Annotated in this window: 21 protein-coding genes; 14 read left to right on the plus strand and 7 right to left on the minus strand. The window is 47.0% G+C overall.

The features are described 5' to 3' along the window. Positions 1-9: 9 nt before the first annotated feature. On the minus strand, positions 10-921 hold the full coding sequence (locus BUR42_RS25685) for a S66 peptidase family protein (protein WP_074242415.1): 912 nt from the start codon (positions 919-921) through the stop codon (positions 10-12). A gap of 101 nt (positions 922-1,022) precedes the next feature. Between BUR42_RS25685 and metG the strand changes: the two genes are divergently transcribed. Next, positions 1,023-3,107, plus strand: a complete 2,085-nt coding sequence (gene metG, locus BUR42_RS25690) for a methionine--tRNA ligase (RefSeq protein ID WP_074242416.1) — start codon at positions 1,023-1,025, stop codon at positions 3,105-3,107. Between the two features lie 111 nt (positions 3,108-3,218). Here the strand turns inward: metG and BUR42_RS30210 are convergent, their stop codons facing one another. Further along, positions 3,219-3,293, minus strand: coding sequence for a PEP-CTERM sorting domain-containing protein (locus BUR42_RS30210; RefSeq protein WP_394333669.1), 75 nt, complete (start codon positions 3,291-3,293; stop codon positions 3,219-3,221). Here BUR42_RS30210 and BUR42_RS25695 point away from each other — a divergent pair. Genes BUR42_RS25695 through lpxB form a run of 6 tightly spaced genes read left to right on the plus strand, consistent with a single transcriptional unit; the run spans position 3,262 to position 9,577 of the window. Then, positions 3,262-5,634, plus strand: coding sequence for a 3-hydroxyacyl-CoA dehydrogenase/enoyl-CoA hydratase family protein (locus BUR42_RS25695; RefSeq protein WP_394333670.1), 2,373 nt, complete (start codon positions 3,262-3,264; stop codon positions 5,632-5,634). The two genes, BUR42_RS30210 and BUR42_RS25695, sit on opposite strands and share 32 nt — an antisense overlap. 33 nt (positions 5,635-5,667) lie before the next feature. Continuing rightward, entirely contained in the window at positions 5,668-6,564 is an 897-nt protein-coding gene (locus BUR42_RS25700) for an ABC transporter ATP-binding protein (protein WP_074242418.1), read from the plus strand. A gap of 8 nt (positions 6,565-6,572) precedes the next feature. Further along, positions 6,573-7,355, plus strand: coding sequence for an ABC transporter permease subunit (locus tag BUR42_RS25705; RefSeq protein ID WP_074242419.1), 783 nt, complete (start codon positions 6,573-6,575; stop codon positions 7,353-7,355). Between the two features lie 36 nt (positions 7,356-7,391). Then, on the plus strand, positions 7,392-8,162 hold the full coding sequence (gene surE, locus BUR42_RS25710; RefSeq protein WP_074242420.1) for a 5'/3'-nucleotidase SurE: 771 nt from the start codon (positions 7,392-7,394) through the stop codon (positions 8,160-8,162). An 18-nt stretch (positions 8,163-8,180) separates the two neighbouring features. Further along, positions 8,181-8,477 carry a hypothetical protein gene (locus BUR42_RS25715; protein WP_143197578.1) on the plus strand — a complete coding sequence of 99 codons (297 nt, stop codon included), beginning with the start codon at positions 8,181-8,183 and terminating at the stop codon, positions 8,475-8,477. Next, positions 8,477-9,577, plus strand: a complete 1,101-nt coding sequence (gene lpxB / locus BUR42_RS25720) for a lipid-A-disaccharide synthase (protein WP_074242422.1) — start codon at positions 8,477-8,479, stop codon at positions 9,575-9,577. Before BUR42_RS25715 ends, lpxB begins: the two co-directional genes overlap by 1 nt. A gap of 17 nt (positions 9,578-9,594) precedes the next feature. Here the strand turns inward: lpxB and BUR42_RS29910 are convergent, their stop codons facing one another. Continuing rightward, the gene (locus BUR42_RS29910) at positions 9,595-9,762 is read right to left on the minus strand and encodes a DUF6728 family protein (RefSeq protein WP_200798362.1); all 168 of its coding nucleotides are present in this window, start codon (positions 9,760-9,762) and stop codon (positions 9,595-9,597) included. A 28-nt stretch (positions 9,763-9,790) separates the two neighbouring features. Between BUR42_RS29910 and BUR42_RS25725 the strand changes: the two genes are divergently transcribed. Continuing rightward, positions 9,791-12,322: a beta-mannosidase gene (locus tag BUR42_RS25725; protein WP_084185820.1), complete on the plus strand. Its 2,532-nt coding sequence runs from the start codon at positions 9,791-9,793 to the stop codon at positions 12,320-12,322. 11 nt (positions 12,323-12,333) lie between these two features. After that, on the plus strand, positions 12,334-13,740 hold the full coding sequence (locus tag BUR42_RS25730) for an alpha-L-fucosidase (protein ID WP_074242423.1): 1,407 nt from the start codon (positions 12,334-12,336) through the stop codon (positions 13,738-13,740). Between the two features lie 99 nt (positions 13,741-13,839). Here BUR42_RS25730 and BUR42_RS25735 read toward each other — a convergent pair whose 3' ends face one another. From BUR42_RS25735 to BUR42_RS25745, 3 genes are all read right to left on the minus strand, one after another. Further along, complete coding sequence (locus tag BUR42_RS25735) at positions 13,840-14,583, minus strand: hypothetical protein (protein ID WP_143197579.1); 744 nt, start codon at positions 14,581-14,583, stop codon at positions 13,840-13,842. Between the two features lie 62 nt (positions 14,584-14,645). Continuing rightward, the gene (locus BUR42_RS25740; RefSeq protein ID WP_143197580.1) at positions 14,646-15,461 is read right to left on the minus strand and encodes a hypothetical protein; all 816 of its coding nucleotides are present in this window, start codon (positions 15,459-15,461) and stop codon (positions 14,646-14,648) included. Positions 15,462-15,484: 23 nt separating this feature from the next. Continuing rightward, complete coding sequence (locus tag BUR42_RS25745; RefSeq protein ID WP_074242426.1) at positions 15,485-16,516, minus strand: LacI family DNA-binding transcriptional regulator; 1,032 nt, start codon at positions 16,514-16,516, stop codon at positions 15,485-15,487. Between the two features lie 65 nt (positions 16,517-16,581). Between BUR42_RS25745 and BUR42_RS25750 the strand changes: the two genes are divergently transcribed. Then, entirely contained in the window at positions 16,582-17,145 is a 564-nt protein-coding gene (locus BUR42_RS25750) for an HPP family protein (protein WP_074242427.1), read from the plus strand. A gap of 143 nt (positions 17,146-17,288) precedes the next feature. On the opposite strand, the gene BUR42_RS25755 is transcribed toward BUR42_RS25750, so the two are convergent. Then, a complete protein-coding gene (locus BUR42_RS25755) occupies positions 17,289-19,850 on the minus strand; it encodes a zinc-dependent metalloprotease (protein ID WP_143197581.1) in 2,562 nt (853 codons plus the stop codon). 670 nt (positions 19,851-20,520) lie between these two features. Here BUR42_RS25755 and BUR42_RS25760 point away from each other — a divergent pair. The 4 genes from BUR42_RS25760 (at position 20,521) to BUR42_RS25775 (ending at position 23,486) form a co-directional block, all read left to right on the plus strand. Further along, positions 20,521-21,240 carry a MotA/TolQ/ExbB proton channel family protein gene (locus BUR42_RS25760; protein WP_234979808.1) on the plus strand — a complete coding sequence of 240 codons (720 nt, stop codon included), beginning with the start codon at positions 20,521-20,523 and terminating at the stop codon, positions 21,238-21,240. A gap of 69 nt (positions 21,241-21,309) precedes the next feature. Next, a complete protein-coding gene (locus BUR42_RS25765) occupies positions 21,310-21,978 on the plus strand; it encodes an ExbD/TolR family protein (protein WP_074242429.1) in 669 nt (222 codons plus the stop codon). Between the two features lie 43 nt (positions 21,979-22,021). Beyond that, complete coding sequence (locus BUR42_RS25770) at positions 22,022-22,600, plus strand: ExbD/TolR family protein (RefSeq protein WP_262488020.1); 579 nt, start codon at positions 22,022-22,024, stop codon at positions 22,598-22,600. A gap of 46 nt (positions 22,601-22,646) precedes the next feature. Continuing rightward, positions 22,647-23,486 carry an energy transducer TonB gene (locus BUR42_RS25775; protein ID WP_074242431.1) on the plus strand — a complete coding sequence of 280 codons (840 nt, stop codon included), beginning with the start codon at positions 22,647-22,649 and terminating at the stop codon, positions 23,484-23,486. Positions 23,487-23,670 lie beyond the last annotated feature (184 nt).

Consider the following 23,670-nt stretch of genomic DNA (forward strand, 5'->3'; position numbering starts at 1 on the left):
GGTTTAAATTCACTCCGCAGACTTCAGCTTCACTTCTTTCCCTCCCACTTTCAATTCATGCTCCACCCCTAATTTCAGTGCAAAATTTTGTTCCTGGTGGCCTACCGGGAAATTAAAGCAAACCGGGTAATCAAACTCCTTCACCAGGTTGTTGATGATCTCGTATTCCGTTTGGCCGAAAGGGGTATCCATTTCCCGGGCATCCGTGAAAGAACCGATCACCAGCCCGGCGAGCTTATCCAGCCAGCCGGCCCTTTTAAGGTTATACATCATGCGGTCCACGTTATAACGGTATTCACCGATATCTTCCAGCACCAGGATCTTCCCTTTTGTATCCACCTGGCTTTTGGAACCGGAGATATTGGCCAGCAGGGAAAGATTGCCACCTACCAGGGGGCCTTTTGCCTTGCCTTCCCGGTTCATTGCGTGAGGACTGCAGGAATATTGACTACGTTTGCCCATGAGCGTTTCCCGGAGGCTGTTCACATAAATATTGTCCCGGGTGGAGAGGGTAATGCCGCTGCACATGGTGGAATGAACGCTGGCAATGTTGTAACGCTGGTACAGGTGTGCATGGAGCGCAGTGATATCACTGTAGCCACAAAGCCATTTGGGGTGTTTGCGGAAACGGGAAAAATTCAGGCGGTCCAGGATACAGATCATACCATATCCGCCGCGTCCGAATATGATGGCTTTCATTTCTTTATCGTCCATCATATCCTGTAATTCTTCCAGCCGTAATTCATCCGGCGCGGAGAAATTGTGGAAGCTGGTACCTACGGTAATGCCCAGGTGTACCCTGAATCCCCAGGATTCAATAACACTGGCGGCGTACTCGGCGGCGAAGAGTTCCATTTTACTACTGGGGCAGGTGATACCTATCAGGTCGCCTTTTTTCAGATAGGGGGGAATTTTGATCATTCTAATGCGCTTTAGTTTACCTTTGCTGATTCAGGAAGGTTGTATAGATTAACATACTACCCGGTCAAAGTAAAGATAATTCCCGGAAGGATATAAGCAATATGAAACATTTTAACAGATACCTGGTTACAGCCGCCTTACCATACGCAAATGGTCCCGTTCATATCGGGCACCTGGCGGGATGTTATCTCCCGGCTGACATTTACGTCCGGTATTTAAGGGCTAAGAAAACAGACGTAAAATTCGTCTGCGGTACGGATGAACATGGCGTTCCCATTACCATCAAAGCCATGCAGGAGAACGTAAATCCACAGGACATTGTAGACAAATACCACGCAGTTATCAAGGAAAGTTTTGATGCCATGGGCATCTCTTTCGATATATTTTCCCGTACCTCCAACCAGGTACATCACCAGACCGCCGCTGACTTCTTTTCAAAAATGTATAACGACGGCCTTTTTGAAGAAAAGGAATCCGAACAATACTTCGATGAAATAAAACAGGTGTTCCTGGCAGACCGCTATATTATCGGAACCTGCCCTAATTGCGGTAACGATAAAGCATATGGCGACCAGTGTGAACGCTGCGGTACTTCCCTCAGCCCGGATGAACTGATCAATCCACGTTCCGCACTCAGCGATGCCGTACCCGTGAAAAGGAAAACCAAACACTGGTACATGCCCCTCCAAAATTATGAACCCTGGCTGAAAGAATACATCATTGAAGGGCATAAGGAATGGAAAAATAACGTATATGGCCAGTGTAAAAGCTGGCTGGACAGTGGCCTGCAAAGCAGGGCCATGACGAGAGACAGTAACTGGGGGATCAAAGTGCCATTGAAAGATGCAGAAGGAAAAGTACTGTATGTATGGTTTGATGCACCGATCGGTTATATTTCTGCCACCAAAGAACTCACAGATCAATGGGCAGATTACTGGTGTAAAGAAGATACCCGCCTGATCCATTTCATTGGTAAGGATAACATTGTATTTCACTGTATCATTTTCCCTGCGATGCTCAGGGCGCATGGCGGATTTGTGGTGCCGGACAATGTACCTGCCAACGAGTTCCTGAACATTGAAGGAGAAAAAGTATCCACTTCCCGCAACTGGGCTGTATGGGTACATGATTATATCAGGGATTTCCCTGATCAGCAGGATATCCTGCGCTACGTGCTTTGCACTACTGCACCGGAAACAAAGGACAACGACTTTACCTGGAAAGATTTCCAGGACCGCAATAACAATGAGCTGGTAGCTAACTTCGGCAACTTTGTGAACCGCACCATGGTGCTGATGCACAAACTCTGCGGCGGAAAAGTACCCGCTATGCATGCCAGCGTAAAAGATGCAGCAGACGATGCCATCTATGCAATGCTGCAGGAAGCGAAAGTTAAGATCTCCGATTCCATCGAGAACTTCCGTTTCCGCGACGCACTGAATGAAGTGATGAACGTGGCGCGGGAAGGGAACCGTTATTTACAGGAAAAACAACCCTGGATCCTGGCAAAAACGCCTGAGCTACAGGCAGCCAACCAGGAAAAGATCGATAACTGCCTGCACGTTTGCCTGCAGTTAACCGCTAACCTGGCGATCTTCATCAATCCTTTCCTGCCTTTCACATCGCAGAAGATCTGCCATATGCTGAAAGTGGTGGACAGGATACTGGAATGGGAAAATGCCGGCAGCATGAAACTGGTGAGTGTGGGATATTCCCTGCGTGCCCCTGAATTGCTGTTTAAGAAGGTGGAAGATGACCAGGTGAAAGCACAGGTAGATAAATTGCATGCAGGGTTAAAGCAGTCTGCTGCTGCACAGGCACAGCCTGCTCCGGTTGCAGCACCTGTTCCTGAGAAAAAACCTGAAATCCAATACGATGATTTTGCGAAGCTGGAACTGAAAGTAGGAACGATCATCGCAGCGGAAAAAGTAGCAAAAGCAGATAAATTACTGAAACTCACCATAGACCTGGGTACAGAACAACGTACCGTAGTGTCTGGCATTGCCATGCATTATACACCGGAGGCAATAGTTGGTAAACAGGTAACGCTGGTAGCTAACCTGGCCCCGCGGAAGATGAAAGGTATTGAAAGCCAGGGGATGATCCTCATGGCGGAAGATAAGGACGGGCGTTTGGTTTTTGTGAACCCTGCGGATGCCGTGGCGCCGGGGAGTGGCGTGAGTTGATCTTAATTATTTGAAAATATAAAGCGCACTGTTTTGTACCAGTGCGCTTTTTTTATGTATAAACCAGCATTCCTTCCACTGTACCTACGCAAAAAATGCTAAATTCAGGGATCAAAAGCTGGAAAACATGCAAAGAAGGATCAATAAAATAGCTGTGCTCGGTTCCGGTGTGATGGGCTCCCGGATTGCCTGTCACTTTGCCGGAATAGGTGTAAAAGTATTGTTGCTGGATATAGCGCCGAAAGAACCCAACGACGCTGAAAAGGCCAAAGGATTAACGGTAGAGCACCCGGCCGTAAAGAACCGGATTGTGAATGATGCGTTGCAGGCAGCCATCAAATCCAATCCTTCCCCGCTTTTTACCAAATCTGCCGCCCACCTCATCACTACCGGTAACTTTACCGATAACATGAAAGGCATTGCCGATTGTGACTGGGTGATAGAAGTAGTGGTAGAGAACCTGGACATCAAAAAGAAAGTATTCGAACAGGTGGAACAATTCCGGAAACCCGGTACCCTGATCACTTCCAATACATCCGGCATTCCCATTCACCTGATGGCGGAAGGCCGGAGCGAAGATTTTAAGAAACACTTCTGCGGTACACACTTCTTCAACCCTCCGCGCTACCTGCGTTTGCTGGAGATCATACCCACTCCCCATACAGATCCCGCCATCGTAGATTTCCTGTTACATTATGGCGACCTCTATCTCGGAAAGACCACCGTACTCTGTAAAGACACACCCGCTTTCATCGCCAACCGCGTTGGCGTATTTTCCATCATGGCCATTTTCCACATCATGCAGGAAATGGGATTGGGAATAGATGAAGTAGATGCGCTGACCGGCCCCGTGATAGGAAGACCTAAATCCGCTACTTTCCGCACAGCGGATGTGGTAGGCATAGATACCCTTGTGAAGGTAGCCAAAGGAGTGGCGGATAATTGTCCGAATGACGAAGCGCGCAAGATCATGGAGATCCCGCCATTCCTGCAAAAAGTGGTGGAGAACAACTGGCTGGGCGATAAAACGGGGCAGGGCTTCTACAAAAAAACAAAAGGAGAAGGTGGTAAGGAGATCCTTACGCTGAACCTCCAGACCATGGAATACGGTCCCAAACAAAAAGCGAAGTTTGCCAGCATAGAAGCAGCCAAACCTATTGAGGACCTGAAGCAACGGATCAAAGTACTGGCAGGTGCATCAGATAAAGCCGGGCAATTCTACCAGCTTTTCCATGCCTACCTGTTTTCCTATATCTCCAACCGCGTCCCTGAAATAGCAGACGATCTCTACAAAGTGGATGATGCCATGAAAGCTGGTTTCGGCTGGGAGATAGGCGCATTTGAAACCTGGGACCTGCTGGGAGTAGAAGCAGGTGCCAAAAACGTAACAGATAAAGGACTGACAGTGGCACCCTGGGTAGGAGAGATGCTGGCAGCCGGTGTGAAGCAGTTCTACAAAATAGAGAACGGTAAAAAATATTATTACGACCTGGCCTCCAAAGGCTACAAGCAAATTCCCGGCTCGGATAGTTTCATCATCCTTGAAAACTATGCGGGTAACGTTGTGTGGAAGAACAGCGCCTGCAATCTCTACGACCTGGGCGATGGTATCCTGAACATTGAATGGAAAACGAAAATGAATTCCATTGGCGGAGAAGTGCTGGAAGGATTACATAAAGCCATCGACCGCGCGGAAAAAGACTTCCGCGGACTCGTGATCGGTAACGACGGTACTAATTTCTCTGCAGGTGCCAATGTGGGCATGATCTTCATGCTGGCGGCAGAGCAGGAATATGATGAACTGGATATGGCCATCCGCCTCTTCCAGAAAAGCACCATGCGCATCCGCTATTCTTCCATTCCCGTGGTTGTTGCGCCACACGGCCTTACCTTAGGCGGTGGCTGCGAAATGAGCATGCATGCAGATAAAGTGCAGGCAGCTGCCGAAACCTATATTGGCCTTGTGGAATTGGGCGTAGGCCTGATCCCCGGCGGCGGTGGCACCAAAGAAATGACCCTCCGCGCTTCAGACGAATACAAGGAAGGATTGGTAGAAAACGTTGTACTCCAGGATAAGTTCCTGCTCATAGGGCAGGCAAAGGTGGCCACTTCTGCACAGGAAGCAATAGAGCTGGGTATTTTAAGGCAGGGGATTGACAGTGTGAGCCTGAACCTGAGCCGTGTTATTGCAGATGCCAAGGAAAAAGCGATAGAACTGGCAGATGCTGGTTATACCCGCCCCGTTGAAAGAACAGATGTCAAAGTACTGGGCCGTTCGGCCCTGGGTGCTATGCTGGCTGGTATCAACGGTATGAAGACCGGGAACTACATCTCCGATTACGATGTAAAGATTGCCCAGAAGCTGGCTTATGTGATGTGCGGCGGAGATTTAACAGAAGCTTCACTTGTAAGCGAACAATACTTGCTGGACCTGGAAAGAGAGGCTTTTCTGAGCCTTTGCGGAGAGCGCAAAACCCTTGAAAGATTGCAAAGTATGCTCAAAACAGGCAAACCACTCAGGAATTAGTTATATATTGCATTAATTATAATATAAACCAAATTGGAAAATACGCAAATCCTGTCCCTGCACCAGATCTACAAGAACTATGGCCCTATTCAGGCATTAAAAGGAGTTTCCTTTGATGTGCCTGCGGGTAGTGTTTTTGGCATCCTGGGGCCTAACGGCAGTGGCAAAACCACTTTATTAGGCATCATCATGGATGTTCTGAAAGCCAACTCCGGTACCTACAGCTGGTTTGGACAATCCACCCATCACGATCAGCGCAAGCGGATCGGCAGTTTGTTAGAAACTCCTAACTTCTACCACTATTATTCAGCAGTACGTAATCTTCAGATCACGGCGGCTATTAAAGGCCGTGGTGCAGATGATATTGAACGTGTGCTGAGGATCGCCAACCTCTGGGAAAGAAAGGATTCCAAGTTCAGCACCTTTTCCCTGGGTATGAAACAAAGACTGGCCATTGCCAATGCTTTGCTGGGAAAACCGGAAGTACTGCTGCTGGATGAACCTACCAATGGCCTGGACCCTGCAGGTATTGCAGAGATCAGGGACCTGATCCGCCAGTTGGGAACACAGGGTACTACCGTGATCATGGCGAGCCACATGCTGGACGAAGTTGAAAAGGTATGTAACCACGTAGCGATCTTAAAGAAAGGAGATCTGCTCACTACCGGGCATGTGGATGAAGTACTGGCCAACGAAGACATGGTGGAGTTAGGTGCAGCAGACCTTACCAGGCTGGAGGATGTATTGAATGCATTGCCGGGTGTTAAATCCATCCGCCGCTATAACGGTACCTTCCAGGTAATGTTTACAGAAAGCAAAACAGCAGAGCAGATCAACCAGATCTGTTTTGAGCAGGGCATCACCCTGAATTACCTGGCCACTAAACGGAAGAGCCTGGAAGCGCGCTTCATGGAATTAACCAATAACTGATCACGATCATGATACAACTGTTGAATATAGAGTGGATGAAGGTAAAGGCCTACCGCACCTTCTGGATACTCACCATCTTATTTTTCGTTGGAGTACCGCTGTTAAATATTGCGATTGAGAGCTTCGTTTCTCAAACCAAGGAAGTGAGCTTATTACTGGGCTCCCCTTTTGCTTTTCCGAGAGTATGGGATACTACTGCATGGGTAGCCAGCATGGTAACACCTGTAATGGGCATTATGCTGATCATCTTCCTGACCAATGAGAATAACTTCCGCACTGTCCGGCAAAACATCATTGATGGCTGGAGCCGGGACCAGTATATTGCTGCAAAATTTGGTGTGCTGATCACCACTACGCTCTTTATTACATTGCTGATAGTAGTGACGGCACTTATCTTTGGGTTGAAGAACGGAACAGGAGATGCTTCAGAAAATATGATCTATATCTTCTACGCGTTTGTACAAAGCTTAGCTTACCTCTCACTGGCTTTCTTCCTGGGTGTTTATATGAAAAGGGCCGGTATCGCTATTGGCATTTATATAATGTATGCATATGTGGGTGAATTTGTGATTGCCGGGATCCTGGATTATAAAGTAGTACGCCATATGGGAGCATTTCTGCCATTGGAAAGTACGGACAGGCTGATACCGGGTTTATCCAATTTTGCACGCAAGCTGGCTCAGCAAGGTCATACCCCGCCATCTGATACACAATACGTACTCATTGCCCTGTTCTACATCGCGCTGTTCAACTTCCTTTCCTGGAGGAAAATTAAGAAAGCAGATCTCTAGAGAAGGAATTGTAAATTTGCTGATAAAAGTAAAAAGGTGAAGAAGGAGAAGCTTATACTGGTCACTAATGACGACGGCATAACGTCGCCGGGCATACGTACATTGATCGAAGCCGTGCAGCCGCTTGGTAAAGTAGTAGTGGTAGCGCCGGACAGCCCGCAATCGGGCAAAGGGCATGCGATTACACTGGGATTTCCTTTACGCCTGAGTGAAGTGAAGATCTTTGACGGAATTGAAGCATGGACCTGTTCCGGTACGCCGGTGGATTGTGTGAAGCTGGCAAGGGACAAGATCCTTGACCGTACGCCGGACCTTTGTGTAAGCGGCATCAACCATGGCGCTAATCACTCTATCAACATCATTTATTCCGGTACAATGTCTGCGGCTATGGAAGCAGCTATAGAAGGTATTCCGTCTGTAGGGTTTTCTTACCTTAATTATTCTTACGATGCAGATATGAGCACCTGCAAACAGGTAGCAGAAATAGTAACGAAGAAGATGCTGGGAACAGTACTGCCACCGCATACCCTGTTCAATGTGAATATCCCGGATGTGGACGCCAACCAATACAAAGGCATCCGCATGAGCCGTCAGGCAAATGCCAAATGGGTAGAGGAGTTTGATGAACGCCGTGACCCTACCGGTAAAAAGTATTACTGGCTCACAGGCGAATTCAAGAACCAGGATACAGGGGAAGATACAGATGTATGGGCATTGGAAAACGGTTACACGTCTATTGTACCGGTGCAGTTTGATCTGACTGATTACCGACTCAAGAAAAAACTGGAAGCTGAATGGAGCTTCTGATGCAATAATCCTATGAACATGTTAAAACAAGACAAACTATCGCTGGGTATTCTGCTGGGCTTACTGACCCCCGCGGTAGCCTTTTTCATATACTATTTAGCGGTCTTCCTGCCCCGGGACCTTGGAATAGGTGAGTTCCTCGTTATGCTGAAGAACAACAAACACCTGATCCCAAAGGTGATCAGCATCTGCCTGCTGGCAAATGGTATCGTCTTCTACCTGTATACCCGTGTACGCCTTGACCTCACAGCAAGGGGTATTTTCCTGATCACATTGTTATACGCAATCGTTATCTTGCTGCTTAAAATAATTTAGTGAAGTACTACATCATAGCTGGCGAAGCCTCCGGAGACCTGCATGGAAGCAACCTTATCAAACAGATCAAACAGTTGGATACAACTGCTGATATCCGTTGCTGGGGAGGTGATATGATGGAACAGGCAGGCGCCACTGTAGTAAAACATTACCGCGACCTGGCCTTCATGGGCTTTATTGAAGTGGTGATGAACCTGCGCACTATTTTTAAGAACCTCGACATCTGTAAGAAAGATATCCTGGCCTATCAGCCGGATGTACTCGTATTAATAGATTATCCCGGCTTTAACCTCCGTATTGCCGAATGGGCAAAACAGCAGGGCCTCAAAGTGGTATATTACATCAGTCCGCAGGTCTGGGCCTGGAAAGAAGGCCGCGTGAAAAAGATCAGGGAAACTGTGGACAAAATGCTGGTGATCCTGCCATTTGAAAAAGACTTCTACCGTAAATGGGATTTTGAAGTGGAATATGTGGGGCACCCTTTGATAGAAGTAGTGAAAGCTGCGAAGGAGGCTCCTTCTTCACCCCGTTTCTCAGATAAACCCGTGATTGCTTTATTGCCCGGCAGCCGTAAACAGGAAGTGAAAGAAAAGCTGCCTGTAATGCTGTCTATGGCGCGGTATTTTCCGGAATACCAGTTTATCATGGCACAGGCGCCCAGCCTGGAAGATAGTTTTATCAAAGGATTTACCAGCGCCTACCCGAATGTATCCGTGGTAAAAGGGCAAACCTATCCGCTTTTGTTGCAAGCCTCTGCTGCATTGGTAACATCCGGTACGGCTACTTTGGAAACTGCTTTGTTCGGCGTGCCGGAAGTGGTTTGTTATAAAGGCAGCCCCGTATCTTATTTCTTCGCCAAATACCTGATCAAAGTAAAATACATCTCCCTCGTGAACCTGATCATGGATAAGCCTGTTGTGAAAGAGCTGATCCAGCATGATCTCACGGAAGAAAATCTCCTGAAAGAATTAACGCTTTTGCTGAAAGACGAAGCCCGCCAGCAGCAAATGAAAGCGGATTACTCCGTGCTGTGGACCCTCCTGGGTGATGGCACTGCTTCCCGCAAGGCTGCGGAGGCAATTGTAGGCTTTGTGCGGTAATAACTACTTCCCGCAGTTTACCGCCTGATCAATTTAATAATAATGATAATGATCGCGATCAGGAACATAATGATCGAGATCCTGTTCATGCCATGCATGAGTTTGGTGTTGGTGTTCGCCACCTGGGACTTGTCCCGCTTGCGGATGTAGAGATATTCCAATATCTGGCGCCAGATGCTTTTCATTACTGCAAAGATCGTTAAATTTAAGATTATGGGGAGATTACTATGGGGCCTGTTACTGGTGGTCCTGCCAATACCGGCATTGGCACAAAAGAAGACAGCACTGAACACCGGATGGGAATTCCGTCGTTTGGACGAGAACGTATGGAGAACAGCCAAAGTGCCGGGAACGGTGCATACAGACCTGCTTTTCCACAAACTGATCCCCGATCCTTTCCAGGGCGCCAATGAAAAAGGCGTACAATGGATAGATAAAAAGGATTGGGAATACCGTTGCAATTTCTCCGCACCCACGGCTGATATGGCCTCACTTGAATTTACCGGGCTGGACACTTACGCAGACATCTACCTGAACAATGTGCTGATCGGAAAAGCCATGAACATGTTCGTGGGAAAGGAATTGCCCATAAAAAAATACTTAAAGCCGGGCAACAATCAGCTGCGCATCTTATTTCACAGTCCCATTGCGCAGGATATGCCAAAGTTTTTGCAGGACAGGCTGGTCTATCCCGCAGGCAACGATGCCAGTGACATTCCATTAAGTGTGCATGCCCGTAAAGCACCTTACCATTACGGATGGGACTGGGGGCCACGCCTTGTGACCAGCGGCATCTGGCGGCCCATCTATCTCAAAACCTGGAACAAAGTAAACCTCCGGGATGCCTGGATCCGCCAGCAGCAGCTCACAGATGAACAGGCAACATTGGATGCCACGCTTACACTGGATGTTCAACAGGAAGGAATTTATACACTGCTGGTGAAAGGAGATTTTGAAACGAAACAACTCAGTAAAAAACTGGCAGCCGGTAAACAGCAGGTGACCATTCCTTTTGTGATAGAAAAACCACAACGCTGGTGGCCTAACGGATTAGGCGCACAGAAATTATATCCTGTATCCATAGCAGTGATGAGTGGAAAAGATACGCTGCAAACAAAACAGCAACGTATTGGTTTACGTACCATAGAAGTAGTGAACGAAGCAGATAACATGGGCACCAGTTTCTTCGTGAAAGTGAACGGGCATCCCGTTTTCATGAAGGGGGCCAATTATATTCCTTCCGATAATTTCCTTCCGCGCGTAACGCCGGAGCGGTATGTTCAGCTCTTTAAGGATATGAAGGAAGCGAACTTTAACATGGTACGTGTATGGGGTGGCGGGATCTATGAAAACGATCAGTTCTATGATCTCGCAGATGAACAGGGCATACTGGTGTGGCAGGATTTTATGTTTGCCTGCACTTTCTATCCTTCAGATAAAAACTTCCTCCAACAGGTAAAAGAAGAAACGCATTATAATATCACCCGCTTGCGTAATCATCCTTCATTGGCACTCTGGTGCGGCAATAATGAAATTGCCGTAGCCATCAAGAACTGGGGTTGGAAAGATGGGTATGCTTACTCCGATGCCCAATGGATGGAATTACTGAAAGGATATGATACCTTATTTGGAAAACTGTTACGGGATGAAGTGAAAACACTGGACCCGGGGCGTTTTTATTTCCCTTCTTCACCCATCAGCAACTGGGGAAAAGCCGAAGATTTCCGCCATGGCGATAATCACTACTGGGGCGTATGGCATGGGATGGAATGGTTTGAAGCATTTAACACCCATGTGCCGCGGTTTATGAGTGAATATGGTTTTCAGTCTTTCCCGGATATCCATACCGTTCGCAAATACGCAGATCCTTCGCAGTGGGATATCAATTCCTACGTAATGCAATCCCACCAGAAAAGCTTTACACGGGGCAATGCAGCTATTAAAACGTATATGGACCACTACTATAAAGAGCCGAAGGACTTCCCTTCCTTCCTTTATCTCAGCCAGGTATTACAGGCAGAAGGGATGAAAACAGGCATGGAAGCACACCGCAGGGCTATGCCCTTCTGTATGGGCTCTTTATACTGGCAGCTCAATGATTGCTGGCCGGGCGCCTCCTGGAGCGGGATCGATTATTACGGACGCTGGAAGGCCATGCATTACTTTGTGAAGAAGGCATACGAACCGGTACTGATCAGTACGGTGAAAGAAGAAGGAAAGATCAGGACCTATGTGGTAAATGATGGGTTGGAAGATGCCTCCCTGCAGCTGGAACTCCAACTGATGGACCTGGAAGGTAAAGTGATCTGGCAGAAAAGCAGCCCGGTTAAAATAAAAGCCAATTCCAGCGCAGTGGAACACAGCATTGACATAGCAGATCTCCTGAAGGGAGCAGACAGCTCAAGGGTAATATTGTATACTAAACTGTTAACTAACCACAAGTTCCTTACAGAGAATGTGTTTTACTTTGTTCCGGCTAAACAAATGCCCTTGCCCAAAGCAGTGATCACTACAGATGTCACTGAAAACAACGGGGTGATCAGTATAAGATTGAACACAACGGGGCAACTGGCAAGGAATGTTTGCCTGATGCTGGAAAAGGATGATACCGCGCATTTCTCAGATAATTATTTTGATCTGTTACCAACAGGCGAAAAGACGGTCCAGGTAAGAACAACATTAACGGCGGCTACAGTAAGAGAACAATTACGCATCATGCACCTGGGCAATGCGTGTAAAGAATAAACAGTGAAACAATGAAGAAAACTTTCTTAACAGGCTGCCTTCTCCTGGCAGGCCTTATTTCCCAGGCTCAGCATGAGCCGTATGTAAAAGAAACAGATCCCGCCGTTCTGGAAAAACTGGACCAGTGGCAGGACTGGAAGTTCGGATTAATGATGCACTGGGGCACTTATTCCCAATGGGGCATCGTGGAATCCTGGAGCCTTTGCCCTGAAGATGAAGGCTGGACGCAGCGTAAACCAGCCGGTATTCCCTATTACGAATACAAACAAAAGTATGAGGCCCTGCCCAATACTTTCAACCCGGTGAGCTTTGATCCTGCCAAATGGGCCGCAGCAGCTAAAAGAGCGGGGATGAAGTACATGGTGTTCACTACCAAACACCACGATGGTTTCAACATGTTTGATACTAAACAATCAGATTACAAGATCACTGCACCCAATGTTCCCTTCAGCAAAGATCCCCGCGCAGATGTAACAAAGGAAACATTTAATGCATTCCGCAAGGAAGGTATTCACATCGGTGCTTATTTCTCTAAACCGGACTGGCATGTGAATTCCTACTGGTGGTCTTACTTCCCGCCAAAAGACCGTAATCCCAGTTATGAGATCAGCAAGTACCCGGAGCTTTGGAAACAGTTCAGTGATTTCACTTACAAGCAGATCGAAGAGCTGATGACGGGTTATGGTAAAGTAGAGATCCTTTGGTTAGATGGGGGGTGGGTCCGGCCGTTGAGCATGCAAACAAAAGAATCCCTCTCCTGGAGCAAAACACCTCCGCAGGACCAGGATATCAATATGCCGGCAATTGCCAGCATGGCACGTAAACACCAGCCCGGCCTTATTGTAGTAGACCGTAGTGTGCATGGGCCTTATGAGAACTATCGCACACCGGAACAATCTATTCCTGAAAAGCCGCTGGATTATCCATGGGAAACCTGCATGACCATGGGCGGCTCCTGGTCTTATGTTCCCAATGATCAATACAAACGTGTGAACGTGCTCATCCATAACCTCGTGGATATTGTGGCAAAGGGAGGTAACTACCTGCTGAATATCGGCCCCGGCCCGGATGGCAAATGGCATGATGAAGCATACAGGAAACTGGATAGCATCGGCCAGTGGATGAATGTGAATGGCGATGCTATTTACGGTACACGTTCCGTGGCTCCTTATAAAGACGGGAAAGTATGTTTCACCCAAAAGAAAGACGGAACGCTGTACGCGATCTATCTGCTGGATGAAAATGAAAGCCTGCCCGCTGTGATCCGCTTTGGTGGTGTTACTTTGAAAAAAGGTACTAAGATGGAATTGCTGGGTGGAAAAGGAAAAGTGAGCTGGAAAGAAGTGGATGGAATGATAGAGGTGAAGATGCCTTCGGTACCGCTGAAACATGCGGCGGTTATTAAGATAAAAGTATAAGAAAAGAAAATCATAGCCCTTAGGATTGCATACATGATAGAGCATTCCCATTAGGTACCGAACAAAAGAGGGTGTATCAACCTGATACACCCTCTTTTGTTATTTTTTGTGCTGTAAATCTTTTAGTTGCTGCTGCACTGCTTCCAGTTTCTTATTCTGATCAATGATGTACAAGGTAAGCTCTTCTATTTTCTGCAGCAGTTTTGCCTGATTCTCTCCCAGATCAATTCCCTGTTCACTCACTTCTTTGGCAGAGGGCATATCTGGAAGATGTTTGTTCTCTTTGATAAAGGATTCCAGCTCTTGCAGCGAGGGCAATTTATATAAGGGTTCGAAAACAAAATCCGGCCAGTTGTTCTGTGCTTTCACTTTTACCTTCGTAGCTATCATATTCCCTGCCACTGCGAGTTTGTAACCTGCGGTGTTATTGGTGCCAATGGCTACCTGGTTTGAGGCATTAATGAATATGCCGGGGTTGTCTCCATATACCAAAGCGCCATGAGAACTGGCAGCGGGGGCCACCTGTATATAAAGGCCATTGCCAAACCGGTCTACATTAGTACCCATTTTTGCGCTGTACGAATGCGTGAGGCTGGCATGATTAATGAATTCGATGAAATTACTTCCGTTGCCTCCCTGCCCTAAATGCAATTTCTCAAAATTATACACACCAGGGAAGGTTAATACATTGTTTTCATTGTTAATGAACTGTTCGCCGATCTGTAAAGCTGTTTGTGGGTTATTTGTTCCGATACCAACATTGCCGGAAGCCGGGTAATTATTCTGGGCCAACAAGGGCTGGGAACAACACAAAATGGTCGCCGCGAAAAAGAGCTGTTTCATAGTATTGGGTTTTTCTTAAAGATAAAAAGGCGCTTCAAAACAAAGCGCCTTTTCTTTTTTATTTATCTTTTCCCTGATTTCTTCACCCAATCTCCGAAGTTCAATGATACCCCGGTTTGAAAAGATACCGGCTGGAAGTAATCATTCACATCGTAACCACTATAGGTTTCATCATTCATCGGCACAGAGAACATCAGCTGTGCATGGAATTTAACGTAACGGTATCCTACGCGAACTGTAAAGGCCGGCTCAAAGAATGGCACTGCCTTATCGCCCAGGCGCAAAAAATTATCGCGGCGTTGTGTATCGTTTTCGAAAGCTTTTGTTCCCATTGTTTGATTATAGAATTTAACAATGGAAAAGCGTGGAGTGAAAGCCGCTTCCACTACTTTATGCGATAGGCCAAAGCTGGGTTGTACAAAGAACTTGTGGAACTGAGTACGCAACTGGTAATCAAGTTTGGAAGTGCCGGAGGGAGCTGAGCTGTAAGCACCTTCCAGTGTTTTGAAAGCACCATTTCCGTAACCTGCATACACGTCAAATACGGCGCGCTGTTTGGTGTCCAGGGCTTTGAAGAAGCCCACACCGCCTTCAAGAAGGCCTCCGCGTGTGTTCTTGTCTACAAACAGATCATCATTGTTATCATTGTCATCATTGTCGAACCAGAAAGCGCGTGAAACATATTGCCCGTTCACCATGATGGCAATATTGTCAGAAACAGCGTAAGCTGCCTGCCAGTTGGAAAGGGAAAGGTTGGCTTTGAATTCGTTCTTTTCTTTCAGTAATGGAGCATTCACCTGATTGGGAACATAAATATCCCTGTTACATGAAATAATAGCCAGCATAGGGATGGCCATCAGAAAGTGTTTAATTTTCATAAAGCTGTAGGTTTTATAGATGGTCAAATCATAGAGGATTCCCGTTGTATCAATTCAACCTCGAACACGAAATTTTTTGTGACCTTGATCTTCTCGTCGTAGTTAATTAGCTGCACCAGCGTTTCTACTGCTTTTTCTCCCATTTTATACCCTGATTGCTCAATAGTGGTAAGAGAGGGGCTGATGATACGGGAAGAAAGGTCGTTGGAGTAGCCCACTACTTTTACCTGTTCCGGTACTTTGATGCCTACTTTACGCGCTTCCTGGATGAAGGCTACGGCGGAGGTATCGTTGGCAGAGAACATCCCGTCGGGGATATTTCCGCTGGCAAAGATCTGCCGGGCAGCTTCACCCGCTGCATCCAGTGTAAGGTTATGTACGTGGATGAGGGATTCGTCGTAAGGGATCTTGTACCTGGCGAGCGCGGCCTTATAGCCGGCCAGCCTTTGCTGGTAAAGGTTGCAGGTCAGAACCCCGGAGAAATGAGCGATGCGTTTGCATCCTTGTTTGATCAGGTGTTCGGTGGCCAGGAAACCTCCTTTAAAATCGTCACCGGTAATGCTGTACCCTGGAAAATCCGTAGGTACGCGGTCATAGAATACCAGTGGAATATTGTTTTTGATAAATGGAGAAAAATGGTCAAAGTTGATAGTGAACATAGAAGATACTGCCAGCAAGCCATCCACCCGCAGGGAGAAGAAGGTATGCACCAGTTCTTTTTCCATGGCCACTGTTTCGTCTGACTGCCCGATCACGATGCTGAAACCATATTTATGGGCTTCGTGCTGGATGCCGCTGATGGCCGTACTCTGAAAGTACATGCTGGTACGCGGAACGATCAGGCCTATAATGTTAGAGCGTTTTTTACGAAGACTGGAGGCTATCCAATTGGGCACATATCCCATTTCCGTAGCCATTCCCTGCACTTTAGACCTGGTTTCCTCATTGATCAGCGGGTTATTCTGCAATGCTCTCGAAACAGTAGAGGCGCTCAGGTTAAGGGCCTGGGCTATGTCGTAGATGGTAATTTTATTTGTATTCTGACGATCTTTCAATTTTGGCCGTGGATTTAGGGACGATATTAAGAAATTTTATTCATAGGCGCTACTTTTGCAGGCAAATGAAACATCGCATCAAGAGAACTTACCGGATTGCCCGGTATGTGATCTACCGGGAAACGCTGGTGGATAAAAAGGATATCGCGTGGTCTTTCCTGGGGGCTTTCCTGGGTGTAGGGCTGATCGGCTTTTTGAATCAATATTACCTGCCGGTAAGGGATAACCTCTTTGTGTTGGGTTCTTTCGGAGCATCTGCGGTGCTGATCTACGGGCATACCCAAAGTCCGCTGGCCCAGCCCCGGAACCTGATAGGAGGGCATATACTGAGTGCTGTTACGGGGGTGAGTATCTGTATGCTGATACCCTGGCCGGAATATGAATGGCTGGCAGGGGCTTTGGCGGTTTCCTGCTCCATTGTGGTGATGCAGGTGACCAAAACGGTACATCCGCCGGGAGGGGCTACGGCTTTACTGGCAGTGGCGGGGAGTGCCAAGATCCGGGCTTTGGGTTTTCTGTATGTGCTGAGCCCTGTAGCATCCGGGGTGTTTATCCTGCTGTTGATCGCTTTTATTGTTAATAACATTCCGGGGCACAGGAGTTACCCGGCAAACGGGAAATGGTTCTGATCTGAGCCTATGTGAGGAGAACACTGACCCTATGTTGAGCCTATGTCAAGCATTCCTTGCCATAACCTTCCTATAACCTTTCTATAACAAAGAAGCCGCCTGGGATACCCGGGCGGCTTCTTTTTATTCCTGGTGTCTGATGGTTATTTAGGGTCCAGGGCTACGCTGATACGTTCAGCGAGGTCCTGCAGGTGATAACGGCTCAGATTGTCTGCTGCGCCGGCAGCTGCGTTACGGATCTCTGTACGCAATGGTACGAGGGTTGCACGGGCAACGCTGGTAACGTCTGTTTTAGTTGGGTTCGGGAACATAGATGCAAAGGCAGCAGGCAGGCCAGCCGGTACTTCCGGAGCTTTCAGGAGGTTCGTGAGGCTGGTGATGTATGCTTTTTGCAGGTTCCTTCTGTAGATGTCTATTGGTTTACGGGTATAGATCTCGCTGAAAATACCTTTTTTCAGGTCGTTCATGTATTCCGTAACGGTATAGGTGTTGTTTTCTACGGCTTCAGCATTCAGCATTTTCAGGAGCGTGTTGGTGCTCAGTAAACGGCTGAGGGCAGATTCCTGCATAGACTGGATAGTAGTAACAGGGCTGGCCTTAATGCGGCTGTAGATATCCTTGTTCACCAGCCATGTTGGGGTGGTGAAGAGGTTAGCCTGTAAGAACTGCACGGCTTCTTTTTGTTTGGCTTTAGGCACAAACTCATAGATGGCACCGCTTTGTTCTACCGTCTTAGGCGTTTCGTAGATCCCGCCGATGTTTTTGGCAACGTGGCCCATGTAGCGGAAATACTGGCCGTATACTTCTTTGTACAATTCATCCAGGTTACTATATCCTTCTCCTTCCTGGCGGGTCCAGGCCATGAGGTTAGGAACAATGCGCTGCAGGTTCTTAATACCATAGGCGCTGGCTTTCATGGCATCATCGCCAAGGTCTTCGTTCTGAGAACGTGGGTCGTCGGGATTGCTTTCTGTACCGAACCAGAATTTCTTGTCCTGCAGGCGGTTGATGGTCCACTGGTTCAGGGTTTTCTTTTCTGAATCAGCATCTGTACCGGGGATCAGTTTGTAACCCCATTCGATGGCCCATTTATCGTAGAAATTAATACGGGGATAGAGGTCTGCACCGGTGATACCGTCTCCAGGCTGTGCGATGTAGTTAAAACGTGCATAGTCCATGATAGAAGCGGCGTGACCGTTCTTCTTCACCCATTCTTTATCACGCAGTTTTTCAACCGGGTAAGCAGAGCTGGAGCCGAAGTTGTGGCGGAGACCTAAAGTGTGACCTACTTCGTGAGAAGATACAAAGCGGATCAGTTCGCCCATCAATTCATCATCAAACTGCATTTTACGTGCGCGGTCGTCGTTAGGAGCGGCCTGGATGAAATACCAGTTACGCAGCAGGCGCATTACGTTATGGTACCAGTTGATATGGCTTTCCAGTATTTCACCGGAACGGGGATCGTGTACGTGAGGGCCGCTGGCGTTAGGAACTTCAGAGGGTTTGTATACGATAGCGGAATAACGGGCATCTTCCAGGCTCCAGGTAGAATCTTCCTGTGGAGTGGGGGCCATTTTAGCTACGATCGCGTTTTTGAAACCAGCCTGCTCGAAAGCGCCCTGCCAGTCGTTCACCCCCTGGATCAGGTATTTACGCCATTTGGCGGGGGTAGCAGGGTCGATATAGAATACGATCTGTTTCTTTGGTTCTACCAGTTCGCCTTTGCGGAACTTCTCCATGTCTTCCTCCTTAGGCTCAAGGCGCCAGCGGGTGATCATAGAAAGTCTTTTTACGCCCTGGGGATCAGCATCAAAGTCAGTAACGCTGGTAGCGAAGTAACCAACACGGGGATCAAAATAGCGTGGTTGCATGGGAACAGCAGGTAACATTACCAGGGAGCTGTTCAGTTCCAGGGTGGCGTTGCCACCTGGAGCAGGAGGCATACCAGGGCCGGAGGGGCCGCCGCTTTTGGTGTAAGTTTTAACAGTTTTGATCTCCAGGTTCTCAGGATAGGAGCGAACATCCTGGATGTAGGATTTGTCAGACTGAGGCATACCCAGTTTCAGCGCGGATTTCAGACCGCCGTCGAAATAGAGGATATCGTTATCGCTGTTGATATAATCTGTAAAATCAAGTACAGAGCCGTTGTTGTCTTTAGAAAAAGCTTTGATATCGAAAGACGCGGCAATGGGCTGAATGTTGGAATTCATTACTGAATTGAACATTGGTTGGGTAGAATCCTTAGATCTTTCTGAGAAAGAGATATTTTTAAGGAAGATGCGGTTGTTGGGTCCTTTTTCGAAGCGGATCACATTTTCATTGATCTGGTCTCCGCCGAAGCCCATCATGCCCACGCGTGTGTCTGCGGCTGATTTGGAAATGCGGTTTACCACCAGGATGTCTCTTCCGAGGAGCCTGTCAGGTATTTCCACGAAGAACTTATCGTCCAGTTTATAGACATTGAACATGCCGGAGTCAGCTTTGGCCTTTGGCGTGATCACTTCGGAGAACTTTTTAGGTCCTGGTTTAGGAGCGCCGGGTCCCATCATAGGGGGGCGGGCTGTAGTGTCTTTTGCGGGAGTGGCTGCAGGTACGGGAGTGCTCTCTTTTTTCTTACGCTGCGCCTCTGCCGGGGCGGTTGTGAGCAAACAGGTTGCGCACATCATACCTGCCAGGACAGCGGTCATTCTGGGTTGTAAATGCATTTGAGATGTTGGTTTATTTGATTTAAACAGATTATAGATGGGGGCAAAGAAAAGGATAACCGTCTATATAAAAGAACAAAATCCATAAAAGAGAGAAAAGCAGTAAGAACGGAAAGAAAAAGGGGTAAATTGCTGTGGGAGACCGTGCTGTTAATGAAGCTGATAGCGGAAAAGTGAAGTTTTAAAATTTCTGTTGGAACATTTGAATTTTTTCTTAAATTGTGCGTCCAACTTTGAAAAATATCAATCGATTCCGTTTTTAAGCGGCAAAGGTGGGGTAGGACGGTAAGAACAACATTATCTTTTTTGTTTATTTAAAGTGTTTGCTCAAAAAATGTGTAGATTGGAAAGGCTCTACGGATAGGGCTTTTGTGTAGATAGTTAAATTTTTGAGTGGCACTTGTTTTTTTGAGTAAGGCTTATAACTTTGTGAATCACTGATTATTAGCCGCTTATTGTGATGTTTTGAAAATAATGATCTAAATCTTAATTACTAACAAACAAACAGTTTAATCTTTAACACTAAAATTCAATCAACATGGCTGAGACTAAAACAACTGTGACTGCAGCTGCTGCCAAAACTTCTCATCAAGCGACTAAGTCGTCTAACTTATTCGCTATTCTCGCTGTACCTATTTGTATCGCAATTGGGTACATCTTCTACATTTTCGTGTTAGGAAACAGCGCAAACTTTCAAGGCGGTAATCCGGACAATCACCCAGTTGAAGCAGGTATCGGCAAATGGTTTGGTACTGTACACAAAGGTGGTGTTATTGTGCCTATCCTGATCTCTACCTTGTTGATCTGTCTGACTTTCGTAATCGAGCGTTTCCTGTACCTGGCGAAAGCTAAAGGTAAATTCAGCGGTTCTGAGCTGGTACGTAAAGTACAATATCACCTGGCTAACAAGAATGTTGACGCGGCTTTGGCTGAGTGCGACAAACAAAAAGGTTCAGTTGGTAACGTTCTGAAAGCTGGTCTGAAGAAGTACAAGGAAATGATCAGCAATACAGAGCTGGATACTGATCAAAAGATCCTGACCATTAAGAATGAAATCGAGGAAACTACAGCATTGGAACTGCCAATGATGGAGAAAAACCTGGTATTCCTGTCAACTATCGCTTCTGTGGCTACCCTGTTGGGTCTGTTCGGTACGGTATTGGGGATGATCAAGGCGTTCGCGTCTATGTCCAACACAGGTGCTCCGGATTCTGCACAGCTGGCACTTGGTATCTCTGAAGCATTGATTAACACGGCTTTAGGTATCGGTACTTCCGCTGTAGCGATCATCATGTACAACTACTTTACTACCAATATCGATAGCATCACTTACGCTATTGACGAATCTGGCTTTACTTTGACACAATCATTCGCTGCTAACCACAAATAATTCGTAAATTATATTGTGGAATTAGCGCAGGATTGAATCTAATTAAGTGAACCAAAAAAAGGAGTAAAGATGCCAAAGATAAAAATGCCCAGGAAAAGCACACTCATCGACATGACTGCGATGTGTGATGTGGCCTTCCTGTTGCTGACTTTCTTCATGCTGGCGACCAAGTTCAAACCGGACGAACCGGTGGCTGTGGTTACTCCGTCTTCTATCAACACACAATTACTGCCGGATTCCGATGTGATACTTTTAACAGTTGACAAGGATGGCAGAGTGTTTTTCAGTATGGACGGCCAGCCTAAGAGAAAGCAGCTCATAGAAGACCTGAATACAAATTTCAAGTTGGGCCTGGAGGATAAAGAAATCCGGAACTTCATGGTAGGTTCAAGCGTTGGTACAGACTTCAAGAACCTGAAAAAGGTACTGGATATGACGGCTGACGAGCGGAAGAATTCAAAAGCGGAAACAGGTATTCCCATGGATTCTACCAATAATGAACTCGCTATCTGGATCGATTATGCCCGTTCAGCGCAGGTTGCCACTGTAGGTAACGCCAACAAGCTGAAATACTGTATAAAGGCAGATAATGATACGCCTTATCCGGTTATCAAGAGGATCCTGGACACCTTCAAAGAGAAGAAGATCCAGAAACTGAACCTGGTAACCAACCTTGAGGCTAAACCGGCTGGTTCTGCTGCTGCTATTTTTGAGCAACAGGAACAGAACAAGCAGTAGTAAAAAATATTCAAAACACTAAAAAATTGCTACCATGGCCGAAATGGATACCAGTAGTAAGGGTGGCGGGAAACATGACAAAGGGACGAAATCGAAGAAACTTTCGACTCGTGTTGACATGACTCCGATGGTGGATCTGGGTTTTCTCCTGATTACCTTCTTCATGTTGACTACTACGATGTCTAAGCCCAAGACCATGGATCTGATCATGCCTAAGGAAACGGAGAAGGAGGAAGAGCAGAACAAAGTGAAAGAGAGTACTGCCCTCACGATCCTCTTAGGTAAGAAAGACCAGGTTTACTACTACGAGGGATTGGCGCAAGACCCCAATGCCTCCAGTAACCCGGACTTCTTTAAAGCAACTACGTTCTCAAATACCAGCGGCATCCGCGATGTGATCATCAAAAAGCGTGATGAAGTGGCAAGGTTACGTAACTATAAAGGAGAACCAGAAGATGTGGTTGTCATTATCAAAGCAGATGATGGCTCTACATACAAGAACTTTGTAGATTTATTGGATGAAATGGCAATCAACCGTATTCAACGTTACGCAACGGTGGATATCAGCGACCAGGACAAGCAATGGATCAAGTCTACTGAAACCTCTAACGGGATCCAGTAGATTTATGGAAAAACTAATTTTTTGCATCCATCAATAAACATGTATCATGGATTCAGCTAAAATCCTTAAGGCCGATTTTCTTGACATCCTGTTTGAAGACAGGAACAAGAACTACGGTGCTTATGAGCTTCGCAAGAAGTACGACAAGCGCGTGCGGAATTCCATCTTAGGTACAGCTGCTCTGGCATTATTGATCGTTGGTTCTTACCTGGTTTATATCAACCTGAGTGCTAACGACAGCGATAAGAACCTGAAGCCTGTAGTTGAAGATATCAAGCTGGAGGACGTGAAGTTACCGGACGATCCGAAAACGCCGCCTCCGCCGCCTCCGCCACCTGCTCCACCGCCACCAGTGAAGCCTTCAGTGCAATTCACGCCGCCGGTGATCAAGAAAGATGAAGAAGTAAAAGCGGAAGAAGAATTGGTTAAACTGGACGAGATCAAGGATAAAGCCGTATCTACTAAAACAGTAGAAGGTGACCCGAACGGTATCGACCCAGGATTGATCAATGACAGTAAAGGTACCGGTGTGGTAGAAGCACCGCCTCCGCCGCCGAAGGAAGAGATCTTCACATTCGTGGAGCAACCTCCAACCTTCCCGGGTGGTGACGAAGCGCTCAACAAGTACCTGAGCAATAACATCCGTTATCCGCATCTGGCAACAGAGAACGGTATCTTCGGTACCATTTTCGTATCCTTTGTGGTTGACTCAGAAGGTCAGATCAAGGATGTGAAAACGGTAGGTGCACCCAAAGGTGGTGGTCTTGAAGAAGAAGCCATCCGCGTGGTGAAGAAAATGCCGAAGTGGAAACCAGGTAAGCAAAATGGACGCCAGGTATCTGTGCAGTTCAACTTGCCGATCCGGTTCACTTTGCAAGATCAGTAATTATTAGTCTCAAGCTAGTAGAAATATATTCCCTGCCAGTTAGCTGGCGGGGAATTTTTTTTTGTTTATGGCGGTTGTTACTTTATAGAGGCAGGCCGGAAAAGCGGACCTCTTCTTGATTTTTAGGGCTTGCGGTGGGCTGTTTTGTTGGAGGGAAGGTTTTGGTTTTATAGGTTCGGAGTAC

It is taken from the genome of Chitinophaga niabensis (assembly GCF_900129465.1).
Lineage (GTDB): Bacteria > Bacteroidota > Bacteroidia > Chitinophagales > Chitinophagaceae > Chitinophaga > Chitinophaga niabensis.